At 33.8% G+C, this 25,343-nt stretch carries 14 protein-coding genes and 8 pseudogenes; 12 read left to right on the top strand and 10 right to left on the bottom strand.

The genetic code is table 11. From position 1 onward, the window contains the following. Positions 1-63: 63 nt before the first annotated feature. Positions 64-447, top strand: coding sequence for a DUF983 domain-containing protein (locus tag ACZZ95_RS10215; protein WP_463468937.1), 384 nt, complete (start codon positions 64-66; stop codon positions 445-447). On the opposite strand, the pseudogene ACZZ95_RS10210 reads toward ACZZ95_RS10215, so the two are convergent. The 8 genes and pseudogenes from ACZZ95_RS10210 to topA all read right to left on the bottom strand — a co-directional run bounded on the left by ACZZ95_RS10210 (position 428) and on the right by topA (position 11,439). Beyond that, positions 428-1,500 (bottom strand): annotated as a pseudogene (locus ACZZ95_RS10210) (NAD(P)/FAD-dependent oxidoreductase). The gene ACZZ95_RS10215 and the pseudogene ACZZ95_RS10210 sit on opposite strands and share 20 nt — an antisense overlap. Positions 1,501-1,574: 74 nt before the next feature. After that, positions 1,575-2,564: a type IX secretion system ring subunit PorN/GldN gene (gene porN / locus ACZZ95_RS10205; RefSeq protein ID WP_463471653.1), complete on the bottom strand. Its 990-nt coding sequence runs from the start codon at positions 2,562-2,564 to the stop codon at positions 1,575-1,577. 186 nt (positions 2,565-2,750) lie between these two features. Beyond that, positions 2,751-3,740 carry a type IX secretion system ring subunit PorN/GldN gene (porN, locus tag ACZZ95_RS10200; protein ID WP_463468936.1) on the bottom strand — a complete coding sequence of 330 codons (990 nt, stop codon included), beginning with the start codon at positions 3,738-3,740 and terminating at the stop codon, positions 2,751-2,753. Between the two features lie 44 nt (positions 3,741-3,784). Continuing rightward, a pseudogene (gene porM / locus ACZZ95_RS10195) lies at positions 3,785-5,337 on the bottom strand (type IX secretion system motor protein PorM/GldM). A 51-nt stretch (positions 5,338-5,388) separates the two neighbouring features. Next, positions 5,389-6,038, bottom strand: a pseudogene (gene porL, locus ACZZ95_RS10190) (type IX secretion system motor protein PorL/GldL). Positions 6,039-6,097: 59 nt separating this feature from the next. After that, positions 6,098-7,499: pseudogene (gene porK, locus ACZZ95_RS10185) on the bottom strand (T9SS ring complex lipoprotein PorK/GldK). Positions 7,500-7,761: 262 nt separating this feature from the next. Further along, positions 7,762-8,913 carry a formimidoylglutamase gene (locus ACZZ95_RS10180; RefSeq protein ID WP_463468935.1) on the bottom strand — a complete coding sequence of 384 codons (1,152 nt, stop codon included), beginning with the start codon at positions 8,911-8,913 and terminating at the stop codon, positions 7,762-7,764. A 17-nt stretch (positions 8,914-8,930) separates the two neighbouring features. Further along, positions 8,931-11,439: pseudogene (topA, locus tag ACZZ95_RS10175) on the bottom strand (type I DNA topoisomerase). A gap of 595 nt (positions 11,440-12,034) precedes the next feature. On the opposite strand from topA, the gene miaB reads away from it, so the two are divergent. From miaB to ACZZ95_RS10120, 11 genes and pseudogenes are all read left to right on the top strand, one after another. Beyond that, the gene (miaB, locus tag ACZZ95_RS10170) at positions 12,035-13,480 is read left to right on the top strand and encodes a tRNA (N6-isopentenyl adenosine(37)-C2)-methylthiotransferase MiaB (protein ID WP_463468934.1); all 1,446 of its coding nucleotides are present in this window, start codon (positions 12,035-12,037) and stop codon (positions 13,478-13,480) included. A gap of 94 nt (positions 13,481-13,574) precedes the next feature. Further along, entirely contained in the window at positions 13,575-14,534 is a 960-nt protein-coding gene (locus tag ACZZ95_RS10165; RefSeq protein WP_463468933.1) for a hypothetical protein, read from the top strand. 22 nt (positions 14,535-14,556) lie between these two features. Then, a pseudogene (locus ACZZ95_RS10160) lies at positions 14,557-15,817 on the top strand (sigma-54 interaction domain-containing protein). 134 nt (positions 15,818-15,951) lie between these two features. Continuing rightward, complete coding sequence (locus ACZZ95_RS10155) at positions 15,952-16,458, top strand: LptE family protein (RefSeq protein WP_095953519.1); 507 nt, start codon at positions 15,952-15,954, stop codon at positions 16,456-16,458. Between the two features lie 135 nt (positions 16,459-16,593). Continuing rightward, positions 16,594-17,883 (top strand): tetratricopeptide repeat protein, encoded by a 1,290-nt coding sequence (locus ACZZ95_RS10150; RefSeq protein WP_463468932.1) that lies wholly within the window; start codon positions 16,594-16,596, stop codon positions 17,881-17,883. Beyond that, complete coding sequence (locus ACZZ95_RS10145; RefSeq protein WP_463468931.1) at positions 17,840-18,334, top strand: tetratricopeptide repeat protein; 495 nt, start codon at positions 17,840-17,842, stop codon at positions 18,332-18,334. Before ACZZ95_RS10150 ends, ACZZ95_RS10145 begins: the two co-directional genes overlap by 44 nt. A 3-nt stretch (positions 18,335-18,337) precedes the next feature. Continuing rightward, positions 18,338-18,679 carry a preprotein translocase subunit SecG gene (gene secG, locus ACZZ95_RS10140; protein ID WP_463468930.1) on the top strand — a complete coding sequence of 114 codons (342 nt, stop codon included), beginning with the start codon at positions 18,338-18,340 and terminating at the stop codon, positions 18,677-18,679. Positions 18,680-18,819: 140 nt separating this feature from the next. Beyond that, positions 18,820-19,095 carry a co-chaperone GroES gene (locus ACZZ95_RS10135; RefSeq protein WP_012023920.1) on the top strand — a complete coding sequence of 92 codons (276 nt, stop codon included), beginning with the start codon at positions 18,820-18,822 and terminating at the stop codon, positions 19,093-19,095. Between the two features lie 89 nt (positions 19,096-19,184). After that, a complete protein-coding gene (locus ACZZ95_RS10130; RefSeq protein ID WP_463468929.1) occupies positions 19,185-19,541 on the top strand; it encodes a four helix bundle protein in 357 nt (118 codons plus the stop codon). A 200-nt stretch (positions 19,542-19,741) separates the two neighbouring features. Further along, a pseudogene (groL, locus tag ACZZ95_RS10125) lies at positions 19,742-21,373 on the top strand (chaperonin GroEL). 371 nt (positions 21,374-21,744) lie between these two features. After that, positions 21,745-22,947, top strand: a complete 1,203-nt coding sequence (locus ACZZ95_RS10120) for an alkaline phosphatase family protein (protein ID WP_463468928.1) — start codon at positions 21,745-21,747, stop codon at positions 22,945-22,947. 209 nt (positions 22,948-23,156) lie between these two features. On the opposite strand, the gene ACZZ95_RS10115 is transcribed toward ACZZ95_RS10120, so the two are convergent. Together ACZZ95_RS10115 and ACZZ95_RS10110 are read right to left on the bottom strand one after the other, a co-directional pair. Then, entirely contained in the window at positions 23,157-23,996 is an 840-nt protein-coding gene (locus ACZZ95_RS10115; protein WP_463468927.1) for an oxidoreductase, read from the bottom strand. Positions 23,997-24,087: 91 nt separating this feature from the next. After that, positions 24,088-24,997, bottom strand: a pseudogene (locus tag ACZZ95_RS10110) (helix-turn-helix domain-containing protein). Between the last annotated feature and the right edge of the window lie 346 nt (positions 24,998-25,343).

Here is a 25,343-nt window from a genome sequence, read left to right as displayed (position 1 = left end):
TTTGTGACTGTTGTTACAAGAAATAAAGGCGTAAAAATGTACCTTTGATCAAAATTTTTGCAAATGTTAAAAAAAGGATCGAAACTAAATAGTATTTTAACAGGAAGTTGTCCAAAATGCCAAAATGAGAGCATGTATGAAGACAAAAATCCGCTTCATTTGACTAAAGTTCTAAAAATGAACGAAAATTGCGACCATTGCGGATTTAGATATCAAATTGAACCTTCGTTTTTTTATGGCGCAATGTACGTAAGTTACGGATTAAATGTTGCTGTCGGAATCGCCGCATTTATTGTCTCTTTTGTCTTTTTTGGAGCTACTATCGAACAATCATTTATCGCAATTATTCTGACTTTGGTAGTTTTGTTTCCTTTTGTATTGCGCCTTGCTAGAAACCTATATATCAATATGTTTGTTTCTTATGATCCTAAGGCCGGTCGTAATTAAGACTTTTTAAATATCTTTTATGAAATCGTTTTATATCGGCTTCTCGATCTAAAGGAATATTGTTTTCAATATGATCATATAACGCTTTAGCCATTGAAGGTCCCAGCATTACGCGCGCGTTCCTAAACCGTTAAGAATATGAAGCGATTTGTACACTTCGTGTGTTCCTAAAAGAGGTCTTCTGTCAGCTACGGTTGGGCGAACACCACCAAAGTGTTTGATAATTTCAAAATCACAGGTGATAATTTCTTTTATACGATCTAAAAGTTCCTGTTTGCCTTCTTCTGTAGGTGCATCTGTTTTATCGTGCCAGTTATAGGTAGCTCCAACTTTAAACAGATTTCCTCCAAGCGGCAAAATAAATACACTCGTGTTTACAATTACATCTAAGTTTAATTTTGGCGCTTTTATAATAAACAGTTCTCCTTTTGTTCCATCCAATGGCAGGTAATTGAAATACGGATTTTTATGCATTCCGAAACCTTCTGCAAAAATAATATGACGCGCTTGAATATTTTTATACTGAATTCCATTATCCAAAACTTCAAGGAAACTGCTATGAAAAGAATCCTCCAACAATAAATTATTCTTAAGTAGATATTCTCGATAAGTATCCAACAACAATGCAGTCTTAACGTAACCTGTATGCAAAACTTCTCCATAATCGTAAGGAGAATCAATACTATTGTATTTTTTTGTAATTAATTTGGTAGACAAAAATGGAGCTAAATTTAATTTATCTGAGGCTGAAAACCAGTTGTTCTGCTCTTCGATTGAAAAGAACTTTCTTAAAACAGGCATCTTAAAGTTAAACTTCTCCTGCGACTTTTCTTCAATCTGATCGTAGAACTCATTCATTTGAACCAATTGTTCTTGTGCTTTCCAAACCTCGCTAAAACGCTTAAGAATAACAGGATTATATAAACCACCGGCAACTCGAGATGAATTCTGCGATTTGTTATCTACTATCAATATAGTTTTATTGTTCTTAAGTGCAATTTCGGCGAAAGAAATTCCAGCCAATCCAGATCCGACGATTAAATAATCAAGCATTGTAAAAGTGTATAAATAAAGAAACTCTTACTACAAAGGTAGCAAGAGTTTTTCTTATAATTTGATTTCAGAACTTAGTAATTCCACATATCTTCTTCAAAATTACGGATCTTCTCTTTCACTCTTTCCGATTCTAATAACTGACTCTGAGCATTATCTCTAATGTAATCTTTAATCTCGCGATCTCCGTACATATTTTCTTCTTTATAAATAACTGCATTAAATCTTCTTGAGTTAAATATTTGATCAAAAGAAATTGGAAGCGCCGAATTTTTATCGTTAAAGGCCTTGGCTTCGTGTAGCACATCTCGCGCATTTGGAAAGAATACCCAAAATAATTCAATATAATCTTTTTCGTCACTGTTCATTGTATAAACATCAGGAGTCACTGGACAAATTCCGAGCAGTCGATATTTTAATTCACTTTCACGTTTATCAAAATACCAGAATCCTTTAATTTTATACTGGCTCACATCTGCAGATGTAAGATCCTGTCTCAAAATATATTCAGCAGGAACAGTTCTTGTCGGTCCTACAATTTGATCTTCGTAGGTTACTTTTTTATTTTTACCTGTTCCAGTAACTATTTTTTTCTTCACCGTACGTGATCTATAGTCATCCGGATATTGATTGATTAATTCTCTCCCTCCATCTGTAGTATCTACTCGCGAAAGTGCTCCTTCAATATCTTTCAAAGATTTTTTCGTATTGAAATAACTATCAGCATACACTTCTGTTATTCTGCCATTTTTAATTGCCTTAGTTAAAACATCATACAGCGAACGCCTATTTGTACCAATATTAGCCGTATCGACAGGAAAATATAATGGAAAATTTATTTTTTCATTTAGATCAATAATTTCCCAAGTTGTTTTTCCCATCAAAATATCTCTGTCATCTACATAACCATAAGCCAATGGCTTATCATTATCAGATATCATCTGTGCGACTGTCTTAATTCCAATCTGATCGGCAGTTTTGGCATTAAGCAGGTTAGATTGTGCAGTAGAAGCTAAGCTCCCTGTAATGGAAACAATAGCTATTAAAAAATTTCTTATTTTCATCATCATAATTATTACAACACATTAAACGAAATTTTATTATAAATATTGTTATTTTTCCTACATAAATAATTTATTGTAAATATTGGTCTGGTACATTGCTTACCTAGTACTTTGAATTATCCACATAAAAAAAACTCTTGCTACAAATGTAGCAAGAGTTTTTTAATTATTATATTATGTATCAACTTAGTAGTTCCACATATCTTGTTCGAAGTTGCGAATTTTTTCTTTCACTCTTTCAGATTCTAACAACTGATTTTGAGCGTTGTCTTTCATATAATCGCTGATCGCTCTGTCTCCATAAAGATTCTCTTCTTTGTAAACAACAGCGTTAAAACGTCTTGAATTCAAAATCTGATCAAATGAAATTGGAAGAGCTGAATTGCTGTCATTGAAAGCTTTTGCTTCATGCAGTGCTTCTCTGGCATTTGGGAAGAATACCCAAAATAATTCAATATAATCCTTTTCATCACTATTCATAGTATAAACGTCTGGAGTTACCGGGCAAATTCCAAGTAGACGATATTTCAATTCACTTTGACGTTTATCAAAATACCAGTATCCTTTAATTTTATACTGAGTAACATCTGCGAGAGTAAGGTCTTGTTTCAAAATGTATTCAGCAGGAACCGATCTCGTTGGCCCAACTGTTTCTTCAACATAAGAAACACTTTTGTTTTTACCTTTACCAGTAACCACTTTTTTCTTCACTACACGTGATTTGTAGTCATCTGGGTATTGGTTAATTAACTCTCTACCAGCATCAGTTGTATCAATACGAGACAATGATCCTTCGATGTCTTTCATAGATTTTTTGGTATTGAAATAACTATCAGTATACACTTCAGTAATTTTTCCACCTTTAATAGCTTTAGTCAAAACGTCGTAAAGAGAACGTCTATTAGCACCAATATTAGCTGTATCTACAGGAAAGTACAATGGAAAATTGATTTTTTCATTTAAATCAATAATTTCCCAAGTTGTTTTACCCATCAAAATATCTCGATCATCTACATAACCATAAGCTAAAGGCTTATCATTATCAGATATAAGTTGAGCAGGAGTTTTAAGTCCTATCTGAGCAGGCGTTTTTGCGTTAAGCAAATTAGATTGCGCATTAGAAGCAAAACCTCCAGCGATAGAAACAACGGCTATTAAAAAATTTCTTACTTTCATCGTGGTATCATTATAAGATATTGAACGTAGTTCACACTACTTTATTATTGTATTTCGTAAATTACTGGAGCAGTTCTTGGCAATAAGTAACTACCTGCACCTACCAGTTTAGTTTTAATTTCAGAAATAGTAACTTGGTCTCCTTTACCTGCTCTTGAAAGTACTTGTTTACATTGTGCATTCATTTTGTTTCCTGAAACAACAACTGTAGGCTGTCCAGCAATTTTCATGTTAAATCCAACAACGTCTAAACCAACTTCAAAATCAAAATCAAGAAGTTTCGCTCCAATAGTAGCAATTTCAAGGTTAGATTTAGGTCCTTTTACAACACCCATTTCACCTCTAATTGTTCCTGTTGGACCAGGAATACCTTTAATTCTGAAAGTTTTCTTGTCTGTTACTTTATCACCGTTTGGCAATGTACCTGTTACAGAAATTGTAGCTTCAGTACCTTGACCTGGGCTCATGTTATATTTTCCTGGTTTTCCAGCAGAAGCTAATCCTGGAGCGCTAGCAACAATTTTGTTAGCGTCAACACCAGCGAAAGATACAGAGATCGGGTTAACAACTCCTCTATATACTACATTCATTTTATCTGCAGAAATTGTAGCAGAGTTCGGTCTTGGAACTACAACATAGTTTCCAGTAAAAGCAAGTGGAATAGTTTTACCATCTTCTAAGAATGTAAACTGTCCTTTAATTTCTTGCTCACCTACACCTCCAGCAGTCATATCAACAACCGCTTGTCCAGCAACAATATTTCCAGGTCTACCATTCAAATTAAATGACGTTGGAGTTGTATTTTCGTCATAACGACCTAAAACAACTTTACCAGTAACTTTTTCTCCTTGGAAATAAGCACTTTTATCCAAGACAACTATTGCTTTATAATTACTGTAAGAAGCAGTGAGCAACCGCCGCTTTTCCTAAAGCACTATTATAAACATCTGCTTCAACTTTCTTAACATCATTCTGCCAAGTTGAAAGTTTTGCCGCAGATGCAATCGCAGGAAATCCTTTGAAGTGGTAAGCTAAATATTTTTCTTTGATACCATCTTTGTTCTTAACATCAGATACATCAAATTTCTTTTCAACTTCAGAAATAATTGCCGCATATTTTTTATCTGTACCTAAAGCGGCTTTAATATCAGCTTTGTATTTTTCGATTTTAGCGATAATTTCGTTACCTTTTTTAGTATAACCGTCTCCTGTAAACCAGTCGTCGATATTATCTCCTCTATCCATTGCCTCATATGGCAATTTTCCAGTTTCTTTTTCAACTTCGAAACCTTTAATAGACTGAGCTTTTAGAGTAGCTATATAATCATAAAAATCTTTTGTAATTGTTTCAACTTTATGAGCTGTTTGAGCAAGCAATAGCAAATTCTCCTTTTGCTTCCTCAGCTTTTTGATCTAAAGATGTTAATAAACCTGCATTTGTTTCTGTTGAACTTGTATTTGCACTTTCAAATTTTTCGTTCATCAAACCAAAAGCAGAAATAACTTCTTTTGATACGTTCATTGCTAACATTGCGATGAAAACCAGATACATCAGGTTAATCATCTTCTGTCTAGGGGTTAATTTTCCTCCTGCCATTTTTTTCTAATTAGTTCTTTATTAATAAATTTAATATTAGTCAAAAACTAATTATCCTTTGTTACTCATTGCAGAAAGCATACCACCGTAAACACTGTTTAAAGAAGCAATATTTGCAGTCATAGATTGCATTTGCTCTTTTAATTTAGAAGCATTTTCAGCGATTTCTTTGTTAGCTTCAGCGTTTCTAGAAGCGCTTTCTAACTGTACTTTATATAAACTGTTTAATGATTCCATTTGAGCAAGCAGCAACAGATAATTCTTCAGAATATTTCTTTTGTCCTGCGATTGAATCTACAGTTGGAGCAATTCCTTTAGCAAGCAGATTCGAAGTTTTTGATGCTGTTTCCTAAACTTGACATTAATTCACCGTCAATTTTAGCTTCTTTTAATAATGAATCTAATTTTTGAGATAATAATCCTTGAGCTTCTGTTGGAGCTTCAACTTTAACCTCTTTTTTTCTAGCTTGTCCGTTAGCTAATTCAGGGTAAACAAGAGTCCAATCTAACTCGTCTTCAACAGGTTCGAAAGCAGAAAGTGCAAAGATTAACGCCTCAGTAACCAATCCTACTGAAAGCATAACTGTTCCTGTTAATGGTCCAATTTCAAAGTGAGTAATTTTGAATAAAGCTCCAACGATTACTACTGCCGCTCCCATACCATAAGCGAAATTCATTGCTTTTTTACTTAATAATGCCATAATACTTTTTTTTAGGTTTTAATTTAAATAGATTTGTTGGATATTGATAAAATTATAAATTACTTTCTTTTGTTAGAGCTTCCAGTTACCTGAGTTCCCATGTAATCTTGTACAGTTCTAAATCCGATATAACTTCTAGCTGAATCAGCATATTCGTGATCACGAGTACTAACTTGTAAGAAGTAAGCAACATCTTTCCAAGAACCTCCACGAACCACTTTTCTCTGATTTTTACCATCAATTACGTTTGGATTCATTGTTGAAACATATTCGTAAGCGTTTGGATTGTAAGCAGAGTCAGTCCATTCTGAAACGTTTCCTGCCATATTGTATAATCCGTAACCATTTACATCGTATGATTTTGCTTCAACAGTATATAATGCTTCATCAGCAACATAATCTCCTCTACTTGGTTTAAAGTTTGCTAAGAAACAACCTCTATCGCTTTTAGTATAAGGACCTCCCCAAGGGTAAGTAGCAGATTCTAGACCACCTCTTGCGCCGTACTCCCATTCTGCTTCAGTTGGCAATCTGAAAGCATTTACTAAGTCACGCCCTTTTTTCTTAGATTTGATATAACTGTTTTTGTTTAATGTTCTCCAAGCACAAAATGCTTTTGCTTGTTTCCAAGTAACACCAACTACAGGATATTCTCCGTAAGCTTTGTGCCAGAAATAATCATTATGCATTGGCTCATTGTATGAGTAAGCGAAATCTTTAATCCAAACTGCAGTATCAGGATAAACATTTACCTGTTCTGTTTTTACGAAGTCACTTCTTTTTCCAACTTTAGCTTTTGCAGCTAGCTTGAATGTCCATCCAAGAATAACGGAATTTCAATTTATTTACATCAATTGTTCTTAAACCATTGTATGATTCTTCAATTGGCAAATACATAGAGTCCATTACTTCAGCGTAATATTCGTCTGGGTAAGCTTTTGTATCTTTAATTAATTTAACTTTTCTGTTTAATTTTCTTCCAGCATATGGATCATCTTTTGTACCAACACTATAATAGTTGTCGTACATGTATTTATCATAAGCCGTCATTTTTTCTGGATCAGAATCGTTGAAAGCATAGTCAGAAATACTTCCACCTTTTGAACCTTTACCATCAGTAGATTTTTGTCCTGTTTCGTCAGCTAAGATTGCTAAACGAACTCTCATTGTAGAATCTTTTACCCATTCCACAAATTGACGGTACTCACTATTTGTAATTTCAGTTTCATCCATATAAAAGGAACGAACCGTTACTGTTTTAGTTGGAGCATCTTCTACGTTAGCTAAATCAGCATCTGATTTACCCATAATAAAAGATCCACCCGGAACTAATGTCATTCCATAAGGCTTCTCGGGATGCCATTTCCCTCCTGTAACACCAACTAATTCACCTTTATCACCTGACTTACCACAGCCGATTACTAGTGTTAACATTGCCGCAAATGCAATAAACTTCTTCATATAAATTTGGGATTATCTATTCATTATTAAAAGTCCGTAAACGTATTTATTATTTATCTAAAAAACAATACTAATTTCGAAATTTATTTTACCGTTCAAAAATAATGTTAAATAAAATAAAAAAAAATATTTTACCGATAAACTGTTTCAAAAAATCGATGTAAAACGTTAATTTTTATGATATATAATTATTTTCTTACTAATTTATTTTAACTTTTTTTAATTAATTTTAAAAATTTAAGATTTTGCTTAAATTTTAGCCTTACAATGCATTTTTTCGCTGTGCTTTCCACCATCTTTCTGGCAATTCTTGGTTGCAAGCTGACAAATATTCGTCATAAGAACAGGGTAATAACGTATTTCTTTTCAATTTATTGTGACCATTAGATTCAAAAGGAATTTCTATCCACCAGCGATCAGTTTTGTCACTTTTATAAAAAATCAGCTCTTCATCTTCAAGAGGAACTATATATTTTAAATAGTTTGCACGGCTTCCAAATGGATACTCTTTTGAACGATAATGATACCCTTCTATAAAATACCAAACTATCTGTGCAATAATTACAGATTCTGCGAGAGAACTATTGTGATTAAAGATTCCAAAAGAGGAAACTTTATCACTAATTCCTGCATATCTTGCCAAAGCACAGATTTCTTTTCCATTAAAACCATTAGGCTCAAAAGTAACCGTATTTCCTGAAGCAGAAGATTTTACAGAATTTAAATCGATACTAACTAAATCTGCATCTCTAAAAATTGGTTCTGCTAATGTTATTTTATTTGAAATTTCTCCTAAACGGTAGGCATCAAAAAATAACTTTTCAATCAAGTCGATTTCTTCTTGCGAATTATAATATGTTTGAAATCCTATATTACAGTAGTTGAAAAGGTTATTTGGTTCGTCAATAATAATTTTAGTCAAATACGAATTAGCTGAAACTGACTCGTTTTCCTTTCCAAAATCAAACTTATTATCAACGGCAACCATATTAACCATTTGCTCCAAATCGTCATAAGCACGATACAAAGCATATGTTAAATCTTGCGAACCTCCCAGGACTATAGGAATGACTTTATTCTTTATTAAAGAAGCTGTAACTTTCTTTAATGCAAAATAAGTATCCTCTACAGAATCTCCTGCAAGTATATCTCCTAGATCAGCAATCGATGCATCCCAGTTACCAGGAAACATCCCATACAACTTTTTACGTACTGCAGAAAGATTAACTTCATTAACCATATTGATGTTGGTACGATCTTCCAAAACACCAATAATAGCAATATCAATTTTGTCAATATCTGGAAACTGATCTTGGGTATGAAAGACAACTTTACTCCCAAGCTCTTGTGAAGACAGTGCGCTGACGAATTTTACAATCGCATCATTAACTGGTTCTAGAAAATCGAATTCCATCTATACTTATTTCTTTTTTAGCAGACTGTTTTTTTAGCTGGTGCTTTTTTAGCAGTTGTTGTTTTTTTAGCCGCAGTTTTCTTTGCAGGTGTTTTAGCTGCAATCATTTCTTGAACTTGCGCCAATGTTAATTGTGCTCGCATCAACATCTTTACTCAATTCAATTTTCATTTTGCCTTTTAGAATTACAGAACGTCCCCAACGGGCTTTTTCCACTACAATTCCTTCGTCTTCCCAATTATGAATAACTTTGTCGATGTTTTTTTGAAGTTTTTCTTCGATAAGTTCTTCAACATCTGTTTGTGACAAATTATCAAAATTGTATTTTTTATTGACATTTATAAAAAGACCATTCCATTTAATGAATGGACCAAAACGCCCCACTCCTTTTTGAACTGCTTCTCCCTTATAAATTGCAATTGGCGCATCAGCAAGTGCTTTTTCGTCAATTAATTCCTGTGCTCTTTCCTTAGAAACATTCAACGGGTCTTCTCCTCTTGGCAATGAAATAAACACGCTTCCGTGACGAACGTAAGGACCATAACGACCATTACTTACTTCTACTTCTTCTCCTTTATATTCACCTAAACTTTTAGGAAGCAAAAATAAATTTAAAGCTTCTTCAAGTGTAATGTTTCCAATATTTTGATCTGCCATTAAACTGGCAAATTTTTTATCTTCATCATCTGCTTCTCCTATTTGAGCCATTGGTCCAAATTTTCCTAAACGAACAGAGACTTGTCTTCCGTCTGCATCTTTTCCTAAAATTCTTTCACCGCTTTCACGTTCCGCATTTGCTTCAACTTCTTTTACATTTGGATGAAATTTATTGTAGAACTCCTGCATCATAATCGCCCAGTCAATATTTCCTTCGGCAATTTCATCAAAATCCTGCTCTACTTTTGCTGTGAAATTATAATCTAAAATGTTTCCGAAATTCTTTACTAAGAAATCAGTCACAATAGTTCCGATATCTGTAGGAACCAATTTTCCTTTATCAGAACCTGTGTTTTCTTTCAAGAGTTTTTCACCTACTTTACTATTTTGCAAAGTAAGCTGTGTATAATTACGTTCCTGCCCTTCAAGCGTTCCTTTTTCAACATAATTTCTATTGATAATTGTTGAAATCGTTGGCGCATAAGTAGAAGGACGGCCAATTCCAAGTTCTTCTAATTTTTTTACCAAAGATGCCTCAGTGTAACGTGCAGGTGGTCTTGAATATCTTTCTGTAGCTGTAATATAGTTGTTTGCTAACTTTTCGTTTACTTTTAATGCAGGAAGCATTCCTTCTTGTTCTTCTTCGTCATCATCATGACCTTCAAGATAAACTTTTAGGAAACCCTCAAAAAGCAGAACTTCTCCAGAAGCTGTAAAAATTTCGCTGTGATTATCTGCTTCGATTTTTACGTTTGTTCTTTCCAGCTGTGCATCGCTCATTTGCGAAGCCAACGTTCTTTTCCAGATCAAATCGTACAAACGAGCCTGATCACGATCGATATTTACCGTATGACGAGACATATCTGTCGGACGAATTGCTTCGTGGGCTTCTTGGGCTCCTTTGTTTTTATTAGCAAAAACGCGAGGCTTAGAATATTCTTTTCCGTAAGATTTTATGATTTCTGCTTCAGCGGCATCCATTGCTTCTCTAGAAAGGTTTACTGAGTCAGTTCTCATATAAGTAATAAGTCCTGCTTCGTACAGACGCTGTGCTAACTGCATTGTAATTCCAACCGGCAGATACAATTTTCTAGCGACCTCTTGTTGAAGCGTAGAAGTTGTAAAAGGTGAAGTTGGTGATTTTTTGGTAGGTTTAGTTTCTAAATCAGCTACCTTATATTTAGAACCGATATTTTGATTTAAGAAATCTTCGGCTTCTTTTTTTGTATTGAAATTTTTAGGCAGTTTTGCTTTGAAAACTTTTCCAGCTTCATTTACAAATTCTGCAACAATTGAATAGGATGCAACTGCATTAAAGTTTTGAATTTCACGTTCTCTTTCAACAATCAAACGTACAGAAACAGATTGTACACGACCAGCAGAAAGTCCGCCTTTGATTTTTCTCCATAAAACAGGAGACAATTCGTAGCCTACTAAACGGTCTAATACTCTTCTTGCCTGCTGTGCATTTACTAAATTATAATCAATCTCTCTTGGATTGTCGATTGCTTTTAGAATTGCAGATTTTGTAATTTCGTGAAAAACAATTCGTTTAGTTTTTTTTATATCTAATTTCAATTCTTCCGCCAAGTGCCATGAAATAGCTTCTCCTTCGCGGTCCTCATCACTTGCTAACCAAACCATTTCGGCATTCTTAGATAGTGTTTTAAGTTTACTTACCAAAGCTTTTTTATCCGGAGAAACTTCATATTTAGGTTTAAAACCATTTTCTACATCTACCCCTATTTCCTTTGATGGTAAGTCGGCTATGTGACCATAACTTGACTCCACCTGAAAATCGCTCCCAAGAAATTTCTCGATCGTTTTCGCCTTTGCAGGTGACTCCACTATTACTAAATTCTTTGCCATTGCTCTATTTTTCTGCAACAAAAGTATCTATTTTTTTTAAATATTAACCTTGCTTATGAATTTTTGAAGTATTTTGATATTATGAAACTTAAAATTGCAGATTTATCTGTAATAATCTCGATAATATATATAGGTATAACTTTTAATGATTTATGACCGAGAAATGTTCTTTTTGAGACCAATGGTTCTAGCCCAGATTGCAGTGAAAAGCCCGGAGTAAAAAAATTAAAAGTTTCTTGTTTTAAAAAAGCGACCAACGGAAGCTCTTTTTAAAACATTAGAAACTTTATTTTTTTTGCGAGGACTTGAAACGTAAAGCTGGAAATTGCTTCTGAAAAAATTTAACCACAAAGCTCACAAAGATTTACGCAAAGTTCGGAAAGTTTTTTCTAAGCTGAAATTCAGAACAAAGTTCCCAAAACTATGAGAATTCTTTTTAATCTTTTAATCTGTGGCTATTTAAATATTTTAGAATCATAAAATTTTACAAAAAACATAAAAATCTAAAATCTGCATTCTAAAATCTAAAATTTCTTTCCTGCCATCTTGTCATATTGACTGTATTTACGCTATCTTTGCACTTTGAAATTTTACAATGGAAAAGATTATTGAGGAAAGCAAGCAGGGCGAAAGTCTTGTTTTGGAAAATAAACCTGAGAATACTAAAAAACTTTTTATAGAAAGTTACGGCTGTGCGATGAATTTTTCGGACAGTGAAGTCGTAGCTTCCATTTTGTCTGCCGGAGGTTATAATACCACTTCTGTTTTGGAAGAAGCCGATTTGGTTTTGGTAAACACCTGCTCTATTCGAGACAAAGCCGAGCAGACTATTCGCAAACGTCTTGAGAAATACAATGCTGTAAAACGCACTAATCCGAAAATGAAAGTTGGGGTTTTGGGTCGCATGGCGGAGCGTTTGAAAAGTCAGTTTTTGGAAGAAGAGAAAATAGTCGACCTTGTTGTTGGGCCTGATGCATATAAAGATCTGCCGAATTTATTGGCAGAAGTGGAAGAAGGCCGTGACGCTATCAATGTAATTTTATCAAAAGAGGAAACTTACGGAGATATTTCGCCTGTTCGTTTAATGAGTAACGGAATTACCGCTTTGGTTTCTATTACCCGTGGTCGCGATAATATGTGTACGTTTTGCGTTGTGCCTTTTACACGTGGTCGTGAGCGCAGTCGTGAACCTCAAAGTATCATGTCTGAAATTCAGGATTTATGGAATAAAGGTTTTAAAGAAATTACTCTTTTAGGACAAAACGTTGACAGTTACCTTTGGTACGGCGATGGTTTGAAAAAGGATTTCGTAAACGCTTCTGAAATGCAAAAAGCAACTGCTGTCGATTTTGATCAATTACTTGAAATGGTGGCTGTTGGTTTTCCTAAAATGCGTATTAGATTCTCGACTTCTAATCCGCAGGATATGCACGAAAGTATTTTGCATGTAATTGCGAAATATCCAAATATCTGTAAGCACATACACTTACCAGTTCAATCTGGAAGTAATAGAATTTTAAAAGAAATGAATCGTCTGCATACGCGTGAAGAATATATGGCTTTGATTGACAAAATCAGATCAATTGTTCCAGATGCTTCAATTTCGCAAGATATGATTGCCGGTTTTCCAACTGAAACAGAACAAGATCATCAAGATACGATGAGTTTAATGGAATACGTTAAATATAATTTTGGTTATATGTATTCGTATTCTGAACGTCCTGGAACTTTGGCTGGACGAAAAATGAAGGATGATGTTGAAGAAGAAACAAAGGCCAGAAGATTACAAGAAATTGTTGATTTACAGCAAAAACACGCTTGGTTTAGAAGCGAAGAATTTGTTGGAAAGACAGTTGAAGTTTTGGTAGAGAAAGTTTCTAAAAAATCAACGGAAGAATTCTCTGGAAGAAATTCTCAAAGTATTACAGTTGTTTTCCCGAAAGAAAACTACAAAATTGGCGATTTCGTAAATGTAAAAATCACAAGCTGTACTTCAGGAACATTAAAAGGTGAAGCAGTAGAACTAAGCGCTATGAATTAAGAAAATTTATTTCAAGTTTCTAATTTCAGGTTTTCTTTGTAACTTAAAACTTTAAAGACATATACAATAACAGTTTATTTCGATATTATTCACTATGAAAAAAATCATTATTCTATTACTCTCATTATTTATTCTATCGTGTTCAAATGATAACAATTCAGCTTCCGACTCTGAGAATATAGAAGGTACTATTTTAAAAAACTATAAAGAATATGGTGAATACGGAAATATACATCTATTTGATAATGAGGGTACCCGATACGATAAAATAACGCGTTCAAAAGGAGAAATATTTATAGATTTTTCGTACGACTCTAACAACAGAATGACTGAAATAGCTATAAGTCCTGATAGTGCTCCTGTGACAACCACTTTTACTTATAATAGTAATGGCCAAATTATTAAAATGGAGAAGGATTCCAGAAAAGCTGGGACTGCAGGAAAACTTTTTGTTTGGCTATTTACTCACAATAAAAATGTTGTGACTGGTGAATTGATTTCTGCGGATGATCCAAATTTTAATCACGTAAAAGTTCAGTACACATTTAACGATGAAGGGTCGCTTATTTCTAAACACAATTATGTTGATTATCCTGCTAAAGAGAACAGACCAATAAGAACAAGCTCGTATGCAACTTTAAAATATGACAAAAACAAAAATTTGATTTCATTAAAAATATCGACAGATGGTACGCACGATTTATCAGACAGTCCTGCAAATCTGTACGCCGGATCTGTTACCTACGAATATGATGATAAAATAAACCCAGTACATCAGGTTTATATGAATCATTATATGAACTATATTTTAAGCAATGATTATCCTTTTGTTTTGGAAAGAGGAAGTATTCAGGATCATGTTGCAGGCACAGGAAAAAATAATTTAATAAAAACTACTTATCCAGTCCCTGAGTTTGGAGGCATTCCAATCGACAATGTATATAAAAACACTTATAGTTATCAATTGAATAACTTACCTTTAAAAATGTCCAGAATTTCAACCGAAGACAATAAAGAATACGGAGGCCTGACTTTTAATTATTCTGTTAAATAATAATCCAAGAAATAACTATTTTATGGAAACAGTTCAAGCAATAAAACAACGATTTGAAATTATTGGAAATGATCCGAAATTAAATCGCGCCATTGAAAAAGCCATTCAGGTCGCTCCTACTGATATTTCGGTAATGGTAACTGGGGAAAGTGGTGTTGGTAAAGAAAATATTCCACGAATTATTCATTCGCTTTCGCACAGAAAGCACGGAAAATATATTGCTGTAAACTGTGGAGCTATTCCAGAAGGGACAATTGACAGTGAACTTTTTGGGCACGAAAAAGGTGCTTTTACAGGCGCAACAAGTACACGTGAAGGTTATTTTGAAGTAGCCGACGGAGGAACTATCTTTCTTGATGAAGTTGGTGAATTACCATTGACAACACAAGTAAGATTGCTTCGTGTTTTAGAAAATGGAGAATTCATTAAGGTTGGTTCGTCTCAGGTTCAAAAAACAAATGTTCGTATTGTTGCCGCTACCAATGTGAATTTATTCAATGCAATTGAAAAAGGTAAATTCCGTGAAGATTTATACTATCGTTTAACTACTGTAGAAATTACATTACCACCTTTACGAGAAAGAAACGATGACATTCATTTATTGTTCAGAAAATTTGTGGCAGATTTTGCTCATAAATACAAAATGCCGCCCTTAAAACTAGATGATGATTCTGTACAATTATTACAGAAATTTAGATGGAGTGGTAATATTCGCCAGCTTCGAAATGTGGCTGAGCAGATTTCTGTTTTAGAAACCAATCGTGATATCACGCTGGCAACTTTACAATCCTATCTGCCTGCAGAAGGGAGAAGCTTACCTTCTGTTATTAATGAGAATAAAAAAGAAAGTGACTTTAGTACCGAAAGAGACATTTTATATAAAGTTCTTTTTGATATGAAAAGTGATCTGAACGACTTGAAAAAACTGACTTTAGAACTAATGAAAAATGGCACTTCTAAAGTACAGGACATTAATCCGAATTTAATTCAGAAAATTTACGGAAATCAACAAAACGACAGCGAAATTGATTTTGAAGAAGAACCAAGAACCGCTGTTATGACTGCTCCCGCTGTACGCGAAGAAAATTATCAAATACAAGACGATAATTATTTATTTGCTGAAACTATTGAGGAAGAAGAAGTTTTACGATTGGAACAAAAAGAAATCGAAATGATCAAAAAATCATTAGAAAAAAACAAAGGAAAACGTAAAGCCGCGAGCAGATGAATTAGGTATTTCTGAAAGGACTTTATACCGCAAAATCAAACAATTTGACCTATAGAAAATTCCAAAGAATAAATTCCAAATTCCAAATTGCTATATTTGAAAAATAATTGGAAATTGGAAGTTTAAAAGATTTGAAGTTCCCTGACCAATTTGGAATTTAAATTTTGGAATTTATTACCATTACATTTTATGAAAAAAATATATTCTTTCTTCGCATTAATCAGCTTGTTCATGTTAAGCGGTTGTGGCTTTTATAACTTTACAGGAACAACAGGGCAGATTAATGCAAAAACATTTCAAGTTAACTTTTTCCAGAATAATGCGGATTTAGTTGAACCTGGAATCGACAGGACTTTTACATTAAATCTGCAGGATTTGATTATGAATCAAACCAACTTAAATTTGGTGAGTAACGGCGGTGATTTAGTATATGAGGGAGAAATCACAGATTACAGAATAACCCCAATGACAGCAACTGCAGATCAGCAGGCGTCACAAAACCGTTTAACAATTCGTGTGAATGTGAGATTTATGAATAAAAAGAAAGAAACAGATGATTTTGAAAAATCTTTTGAGTTCTACTATGATTTCCCAGGTCAGGATCTTCCAACAGGATCAGTTTTAAACGAAGCGTTAAGAGTCATTTTTGAAAGAATTACACAAGACATTTTTAATGAATCATTGGCTAAATGGTAATTTATGTTTATTTGTTGAAATCGTTTATTTGTTTAATCGTTTAATCGATTCTAAAACGATAAACATTGAAACAAATAAACAGTTAACGATTAAACCGTTAAACAAATAAACGGTTAAACTAAAGAAAAAAAAAGAATGAACGTTACTGATTATACCTACTTAATGAACAAACCGGATGCTATTACTGAAAGGCAGGCGGACGCATTAGGAAGTGTTCTGAATGAGTTTCCATATTTTCAAAGTGCGAGAGCATTACGATTAAAAGGACTTTACAATCAAAACAGCTTTAAGTATAATTATGCTTTAAAAGTTACGGTCGCTCATACTTCAGATCGTTCTGTTTTGTTTGATTTTATTACTTCTGAAGCTTTTACTTCTATTCAAAATGATTTCTACGAACAAAAACTTAGAGATCTTCTGGAAATTACTGTTTTTGAAAGCGAAATAATTTCTCCTGCACAAATTCAGAAAGCTATTGAAGTACCAACTGAAGTCATAGAAGAATCAATTTCGGATTCTAGTACAGAAACTGCAATTCCTTCTATAGATCAATTTGTTGAAGTAGAAAAAACAGTAAAAGTCGAAGAAACCGTAAAACTGGAAGAACCTGTAAAAGCGGAGGAACCAATAAAGACTGAAGAGCCAAAGAATATTCCAGAAATAGATCCTTCTATTTTTACTGCAATCAAAGAAGCGCAAACCGTAACTTTTGAGAAACCTGTAAAAATCGAAGAACCAAAAACGCTTCCAGAAATAGATCCGTCTATTTTTACTTCAATTAAAGAAGCGCACTCAATTACTTATGAAAAACCAGTAGTTGAACAAGAAAATAAAATTGATATTATTGAAGAATCAAGTTCTGATAGTAAAGAAGAAACCGAAACTTTTTCAACAACAGAGCAAATAAAAACGGAAGAGCCTAAAATTAATCGTATTGAAGATTCTATTTTAAGTTCAATAAAAGAAGCTGAAACTCCTTCTACACCAAAGCCCGTAAAAGTTGAGGAATCTAAAATTGATCCAGCAATTGAGCGTTCGATTTTAAATTCTATTAAAGAAGCCGAAGCCTCAATTCCTGAAGAACCAGCAAAAATAGAAGAAACTAAAATTGATTCTGTTATTGAACAGCCGGTTTTAAACTCAGTTGAAGAAGACGAAGATGAAAGTGTTATCGAAGAAATGATAATTCCAGAATTCAAGATTAATCCAATTGAACGTTCTATTCTATCTTCTATTAAAGAATCTGAAACAGCATCTCCAAAAGAAGTGATTAAGGAAGAAACTCCTGAAGAAACTCCAGAAGAACTTCAAGAGCCAATCAAAGAAGAAGTTCAGGAAGAGATTCAAATAGAAAATGAAGAATCGGAAGACGAAGAAATAAATGAAGCAGTTAAAACTGCGAGCAGAACATTTAGAAATTGGTAAGCCTTTAGATTTTTCATTTAACGAAAAACACTCTTTCCAAGAATGGCCGCAATTATCTCGAACAGAACCAATTGACCGTTCAGATGAAGTTTCATCAGAAGAAGAAATCAAAAATAAAGCTGTTGAAACAAAAAAAGAAGAAAAAGTAATTGATGAAGAGAGACTAAAAAAGGCTGAAATTATCGATAAATTTATCGAAACTAATCCGAAAATCTCTCCTGTAAAACCTGGTACAAGTGTTCCAGTAGTCCAATTAGAGAGCAATTCTGAAGACAATTCATATCTAATGACAGAGACTCTGGCTAGAGTATATCTGGAACAAAAGAAATATACAAAAGCAATTCAAGCATATGAAATATTAATTTTGAAATATCCAGAAAAAATTACTTTCTTTGCAGACCGCATATCGGATATAAAGATTTTACAACAAAATAACAATAACAATAATTAAGTAATGAGCACATTTTCAATTTTTTTAGTTTTAATCACAATAGTTTGTTTTCTATTGATCGTAGTTATTATGGTACAAAACCCTAAGGGAGGCGGATTGTCTTCTACTATCAGCGGAACGCAGATGTTAGGCGACGTACAAAAAACAACTGACTTTTTAGACAAAAGTACTTGGACTTTAGCTACAGTTCTTATTGTGTTAATTTTACTTTCAAGCTTAAGTTTCTCTGGATCTTTAAGTGATACTGAATCTAAAATCATTGAAAAAACTGAGGCTCCTGCAAATACGCCTGCAGTACCAGCACAAGGAAATACTCCTGCTCCAGCGGCACCAGCGACTAAATAATCTTAGCTCATATAAAATCTAATGCCAGCCTGTCAAAGCTGGCATTTTTTTTAAGAAATAATGTCAGTTTTACCAGCATGGCATAATTTCTGAAAGTTTATAGAACATAAAAAATGTATAACTAATAATAATATAAAATCATGGCTTTAAACATTAAACCGCTTTCAGACCGCGTACTTATTGAGCCTGTTGCAGCTGAAACTAAAACTGCTTCGGGTATTTTTATTCCAGATACTGCCAAAGAAAAACCTCAAAAAGGAACTGTAGTTGCAGTAGGAAACGGATCTAAAGATCATACAATGACTGTAAAAGTTGGTGATACCGTTCTTTACGGAAAATATGCCGGAACAGAACTAAAATTAGAAGGAACTGATTATTTGATTATGCGTGAGGATGATATCTTAGCGATAATCTAATAGTCCTGTAAGCCTTAAGCTTTAAGCTATAAGCCTCTCTCGAAGAGTATAAAAAGCCTATAGCCTACTGCCTAAAGCTTTCAAAAAAAATGAGAGATTTTAAAAAATACGATATTTGGCATCTAAGCCATTCTTTAACTTTAGAAATCTATAAATTAACTTCTTTATTTCCAAAAGAAGAATTATATGGATTAACAAGTCAAATAAGAAGAGCATCTTCATCAATCCCAACTAATATTAGTGAAGGATGTGGAAGAAATAGTGACAAAGAATTCAATCAATTTCTCAACATCGCTTTAGGTTCTGCCAATGAAACAGAATACCTCTTGATTTTAGCTAAAGATCTACAATATCTTAATAATGAAATTGCAGAAAATCAATTAGAAAAAATCAACAGTATAAAAAGCAAAATTTACAAATTAAAACAAGTATTAGCTAAGCAATAAGCTGTAAGCTGTAAGCAATAAGCTTCCAAACAAAGCATAAAGCCTACCTCCTAAAGCTTATTAAAGCAGTAAAAAACTATTACCCAAGCAGTAGATAAGCATAAAGCTTAAAGCCTACTGCCTAAAGCAAATAAAAAAATTAACCAAGCAGTAGAAAGGCATAAAGCCTAAAGCCTACTGCCTAAAGCAAAAAAATAAAAATGGCAAAAGATATAAAATTTGATATTGAAGCACGTGACGGATTAAAACGTGGTGTTGATGCATTAGCAAATGCTGTAAAAGTTACACTTGGACCAAAAGGTCGTAACGTAATTATTGGAAAATCATTTGGTGGACCAACAGTTACTAAAGATGGTGTTTCGGTTGCAAAAGAAATCGAATTAAAAGACCCGTTAGAAAATATGGGCGCGCAAATGGTTAAAGAAGTTGCTTCTAAAACTAATGATTTAGCAGGAGACGGAACTACAACTGCTACAGTTTTAGCTCAGGCAATCGTAAAAGAAGGTCTTAAAAACGTCGTCGCAGGTGCAAATCCAATGGATTTGAAACGCGGAATTGACAAAGCTGTTGAAGCTATCGTTGCTGACTTAGCAAAACAAGCTAAAGTGGTTGGAAGCGATTCTGACAAAATCAAACAAATTGCTTCTATCTCTGCAAACAATGATGAAGTGATTGGTGATTTAATCGCTACTGCTTTCGCTAAAGTAGGTAAAGAAGGTGTTATTACTGTTGAAGAAGCTAAAGGAACTGATACTTTCGTAGACGTTGTTGAAGGTATGCAGTTTGACAGAGGATATCTTTCTCCTTACTTCGTAACAAATCCAGAGAAAATGGAAGTTGAATTAGATTCTCCTTACATTTTATTATACGACAAAAAAGTTTCTTCTTTAAAAGAATTACTTCCAGTTTTAGAGCCAGTTGCTCAATCAGGAAAACCTTTATTGATTATTGCTGAAGATGTTGACGGAGAAGCTCTTTCTACTTTGGTAGTAAATAAATTAAGAGGTGCTCTTAAAATTGTCGCTGTAAAAGCTCCTGGTTTTGGAGACAGAAGAAAAGCAATGTTAGAAGATATCGCAATCTTAACTGGTGGAACTGTAATTTCTGAAGAAAGAGGTTATACTCTTGAAAATACAACTATCGAAATGTTAGGAACTGCAAAAAGAGTTTCTATCGATAAAGACAACACTACTATTGTAAGTGGTGCTGGTGAAGCTGATATCATCAAAAACAGAGTAAACCAAATTAAAGGTCAGATGGAGACTACTACATCTGATTATGATAAAGAAAAATTGCAAGAACGTTTGGCTAAATTAGCTGGTGGTGTTGCTGTTCTTTATGTTGGTGCTCGCTTCTGAAGTTGAAATGAAAGAGAAAAAAGACAGAGTTGATGATGCTTTACACGCTACTCGTCGTTGCTGTTGAAGAGGGAATCGTTGCTGGTGGTGGTGTTGCTTTATTGAGAGCTAAACTTGCTTTAGCAGACTTAAAAGCAGATAACGCTGACGAGGCTACAGGAATTCAAATCGTTTCTCGCGCTGTTGAATCTCCATTGAGAACTATCGTTGAAAATGCAGGTCTTGAAGGTTCTGTTGTTGTAGCTAAAGTTTCTGAAGGTTCAGGTGATTTTGGATACAATGCAAAAACGGATGAATATGTAGATATGCTTTCTGCTGGAATTATCGATCCTAAAAAAGTAACTCGTGTAGCACTTGAAAATGCTTGCGTCTGTTTCTGGAATGATCTTAACTACAGAATGTGCATTAATTGATATTAAAGAAGAAAACGCTGGCGGTATGCCAATGGGAGGCGGAATGCCAGGAATGATGTAATTCGTTCTTTTCTCAAAACTTAAAACGCCGGATAAAAAATATCCGGCGTTTTTTTTGCCAAAGATTAAAGGATTAAAAAGATTTTTTTAGCCACGAGTTTCACGAATTTTCACGAATTACTTTTTTTATCTTTCGCATATTTTTTAGCCACAGATTAAATATAAAGATCCTAATTTGTGTAAATCCTTTTAATCTGTGACAAACCTTTTCCCACACAAAGCATTAGTGAAAATTTGTGAAATTCAGCGGCAACCTTTTTCAAATAAAGACAATTCGTGGCAAGGCATTTTTAAATTTAAGATTGTTTAACATTCTGTTTTTGCTCTTAAAAGTACTTATTGGTAACTTTGCGGCTTCAATAAATTTCAATAATGAAAAAACTTTTTACCCCTTTTATTTCTTTACTTATTCTTTCATTTTCTTTTGTTTTACAAGCCCAAAATACTAAAGACAACTATGTTGTTTTAGTTTCGATGGATGGATTTCGCTGGGATTATGCAAAGCAATTTAATCTTCCAAACTTAAAACAAATCGCTAAAGAAGGCGTTCACGCAAAATCAATGAAACCTTCTTATCCAACCAAAACTTTCCCTAATCATTATTCAATTGTAACAGGACTTTACCCAGATCATCACGGAATTATTAATAACATTTTTTATGATGCTTCAATGAACGAAGCATTTTCATTATCGTCTAATGCAAAAAATGATTCTCGCTTTTATGGTGGAAATCCGATTTGGAATTTAGCAGAAGAACAAGGTGTAAAAACCGCTTCTTTCTTTTGGCCTGGTTCTGATATTGATAAAAGAAACCCAAGTTATTTCAAAAATTACAATGGTAAAATTCCGTATGAAGCCAGAATTGATACGGTTATGAAATGGCTCCAGCTTCCAGAAAAACAACGACCTCATCTTGTGACTTTGTATTTTGATGAACCAGATCATACGGGACATAATTTTGGTCCGCTTTCGCCGGAAAACAAAAAGATGGTCATCAAAATGGATTCGATAATGGGTGAATTATCTCGAAAATTAAACCAATTACCAATCGGAAAACAAATCAACTTAATTATTGTTTCAGACCACGGAATGGCTTCTATCAGTAATGATAAAAAAGTAGCAGTTTTAGATTATTTAAAACCAGAATGGCTGGGTTACAAAGATGTAATTAATCCAATTATGAGCCTGCAGGCAAAAACTGGATTTCAAGATTCAATCGCCAATGCTTTAAAAAAAGTGCCTCATATTAAATTCTGGAAATCAGCTGAAGTTCCAAAAAGACTGCATTACGGAACCAATCCGCGTGTGCATGATTTTGTTATTGAAGCCGAAAAAGGATATAGTTTAGTGAGTAAAGAAAGTAATCACATAAAAGGCGGTACGCATGGTTATGACAATAACGAAAAAGATATGCATGCCATTTTTTATGCAAAAGGCCCCGCTTTTAAAGCCGATAAAACAGTCAAAACTTTTCAAAATGTTTCGGTTTATCCGTTGATTGCGCATATATTGGGTTTGCAAACAGGAGAGATTGATGGAAAATTGAGTGATGTGAAATCGGCGTTGGCTAATTAGATAATGTGGCAATTTCATCAATTAAACACACAGCATATCTGTAGAGACGCATTGCAGTGCGTCTATGCCTGATATTCACGTAATGTTTAAACAAATAAACCCGACAGGTTTTAAAAACCTATCGGGTTTGTAACATATTGTCGGTACGCATAAGACGCCCTGCAGTGCGTCTCTACAGAAAATTGGGATATCTAATTCTCAAATTGAAATTAAAACCCTGTCGAAACTGAAACTGATTTCCATTCTTCTAATTGTTTTTGAACACTTGCAATCTTTTGGTTTGCCATATTATAAGCATCTTCACCTAAGAACAAATGCAAAGCAGGATTTTCTCCGTGACTCATTTTAATTAATGCTTCAGCTAATTTTACTGGATCACCTGGCTGATTTTCGTTAATATCATCTTTGTGAGCGTTTTCAGATTGTCTTACTTCTTTATAATCTGCAATTGGATTTTGAGGCAATAGTAATGAACTGTCTTTTAAGAAATCGGTTCTAAAATAACCCGGATAAACGATTGTTGCGTGAACTCCGAATTCTTTTACTTCCGCCGCCAAAGATTCTGTTAAACCAGCAACGGCAAATTTTGTCGAACAGTAAATTCCCCAGCCTGGAAATTCTCCATAATAACCTCCAACAGAAGAAATATTAAAAATATGGCCAGATCTCATGACACGCATATAAGGCATTGTATTTCTGATCACATTCAATAATCCGAAAACATTTACTTCGTAGTTTTTTCTGGCTTCAGCATCAGTCAATTCTTCTAATGCTCCAAGCAGACCGTAACCAGCATTATTTACCAATACATCAATGGTTTTAAAATGACTTACTGCTAATTCAATAGCATTTTTAACGCTTTTTTCATTAACCAAATCCATTTCAAGAGGAAGAAAATTCTCTGATGTATTTCCTAAAACCTTTATTAAAGTTTCTTCACTTCTAGAAGTTGCTGCCACTTTATAACCTTCTGCCAATAATTTTTTAGCTAATTCTAATCCAAGTCCTTTTGACGCACCTGTGATAAACCAAACTTTGTTATTTTCCATGATATTAAATTTTTACGTTTTAATTACACGACAAAGGTATTGGCTAAGTACTTCTTAAAAATTAAAGCAATCAAGCAAGAAGTTGCAAAAATCAAATAATTTCAGTCAGACGATAGTTTTTAGGCGAAACCTGAACATTTTTCTTGAAGAAATTGATAAAATGAGACAGTTCTTCGAAACCTAAACACCACGCAATTTCATTTATATTCCAATTGGTTTGTTTTAGTAAAATCATTGCTTCCTGAACAATTCTTTCGGCGATAATCTGCGAAGTTGTTTTTCCTGTGGTTTCTTTTAAAGCTTTATTCAAATGATTGACATGAACATTTAACTGATTGGCAAACTCGGAAGGGGAACGAAAATTGATTTGTCTGCGTAATAGATTCAATCGGAAACTGGCGTTCTAATAACTCTAAAAACAAGGAAGAAACCCGAATAGTTGCATTCGATTTACTATATAATGAACTAGTTACAGTTTGTGTTTTGAGTGCAAGATGAATAATTTCAAAAACCAAATTACGAAGGACATCATATTTAAAAGCGTAATCTGAATTGATTTCGTCAAACATTTTCAAATAAACGCTTTTTAAAGATTCTGCTAATTCATTTGAAATAGGAACAACTGGATTTCCGCCGGGCTGGAACAAAGGATATTCTTTTAAATTCCCAAACTGATTAAAAAAGGCATCAGTAAAAATGCAGAAAAATCCGGTTTGATTTTCATCGATATGTTCCCAGCTATATGGAATCTGCGGATTTGCAAAAAACAAAGCTTGATCTTCTATCGTGACAACTTTATCGGCATAATGTACTTTGTTTTTACCAATGATTAAACTTATTTTATAAAAGTCTTTTCGTGTATAAGGCAAAGGATTACAAGTACTCCCGACATAATCATCCAATTTAAAAACATTAAAATGTCCGATTTCTTTTTTAAGATTCTCGGGCATTCCTTTTATTTTTACGGTATAAAAATCTTCTAATGTTTCTGTTAGTTTCATTTGGCAAAGTTACAAAAATCAAATTATGTTGATTATAAAATTTGTTAATTAGATAATTTTTACAAATGTCTAATTACCCAAAGTATATCTGTAGAGACGCACTGCAGTGCGTCTCTACAAAAATGCGTTATGCGATTGAAACAACAAACCCGACAGGTTTTAAAACCTGTCGGGTTTACGGTATGATGAGAAATGATAACCAAACATTATGTAGACGCACTGCTGTGCGTCTCTACAGAATATGCGTTGTGTGTAATCGAAACAACAAACCCGACAGGTTTTAAAAACCTGTCGGGTTTAGCGTAAGATCAATTCATAATTAACAATTTACAATTCACAATTAATA

The sequence above is a fragment of the Flavobacterium sp. AC267 genome (genome assembly GCF_979258715.1).
Note: the sequence above shows the minus strand (reverse complement) of the source record. Positions and strands in the feature narration are given on the sequence as shown.

Bases quoted from the DNA above. Each gene is read 5' to 3' on its own strand.
- ACZZ95_RS10215 (WP_463468937.1), top strand. From the start codon at position 64: ATGTTAAAAAAAGGATCGAAACTAAATAGTATTTTAACAGGAAGTTGT.
- porN (WP_463471653.1), bottom strand. From the start codon at position 2,564: ATGAAAATAAGAAATTTTTTAATAGCTATTGTTTCCATTACAGGGAGC.
- porN (WP_463468936.1), bottom strand. From the start codon at position 3,740: ATGAAAGTAAGAAATTTTTTAATAGCCGTTGTTTCTATCGCTGGAGGT.
- ACZZ95_RS10180 (WP_463468935.1), bottom strand. From the start codon at position 8,913: ATGGAATTCGATTTTCTAGAACCAGTTAATGATGCGATTGTAAAATTC.
- miaB (WP_463468934.1), top strand. From the start codon at position 12,035: ATGGAAAAGATTATTGAGGAAAGCAAGCAGGGCGAAAGTCTTGTTTTG.
- ACZZ95_RS10165 (WP_463468933.1), top strand. From the start codon at position 13,575: ATGAAAAAAATCATTATTCTATTACTCTCATTATTTATTCTATCGTGT.
- ACZZ95_RS10155 (WP_095953519.1), top strand. From the start codon at position 15,952: ATGAAAAAAATATATTCTTTCTTCGCATTAATCAGCTTGTTCATGTTA.
- ACZZ95_RS10150 (WP_463468932.1), top strand. From the start codon at position 16,594: ATGAACGTTACTGATTATACCTACTTAATGAACAAACCGGATGCTATT.
- ACZZ95_RS10145 (WP_463468931.1), top strand. From the start codon at position 17,840: ATGAAGCAGTTAAAACTGCGAGCAGAACATTTAGAAATTGGTAAGCCT.
- secG (WP_463468930.1), top strand. From the start codon at position 18,338: ATGAGCACATTTTCAATTTTTTTAGTTTTAATCACAATAGTTTGTTTT.
- ACZZ95_RS10135 (WP_012023920.1), top strand. From the start codon at position 18,820: ATGGCTTTAAACATTAAACCGCTTTCAGACCGCGTACTTATTGAGCCT.
- ACZZ95_RS10130 (WP_463468929.1), top strand. From the start codon at position 19,185: ATGAGAGATTTTAAAAAATACGATATTTGGCATCTAAGCCATTCTTTA.
- ACZZ95_RS10120 (WP_463468928.1), top strand. From the start codon at position 21,745: ATGAAAAAACTTTTTACCCCTTTTATTTCTTTACTTATTCTTTCATTT.
- ACZZ95_RS10115 (WP_463468927.1), bottom strand. From the start codon at position 23,996: ATGGAAAATAACAAAGTTTGGTTTATCACAGGTGCGTCAAAAGGACTT.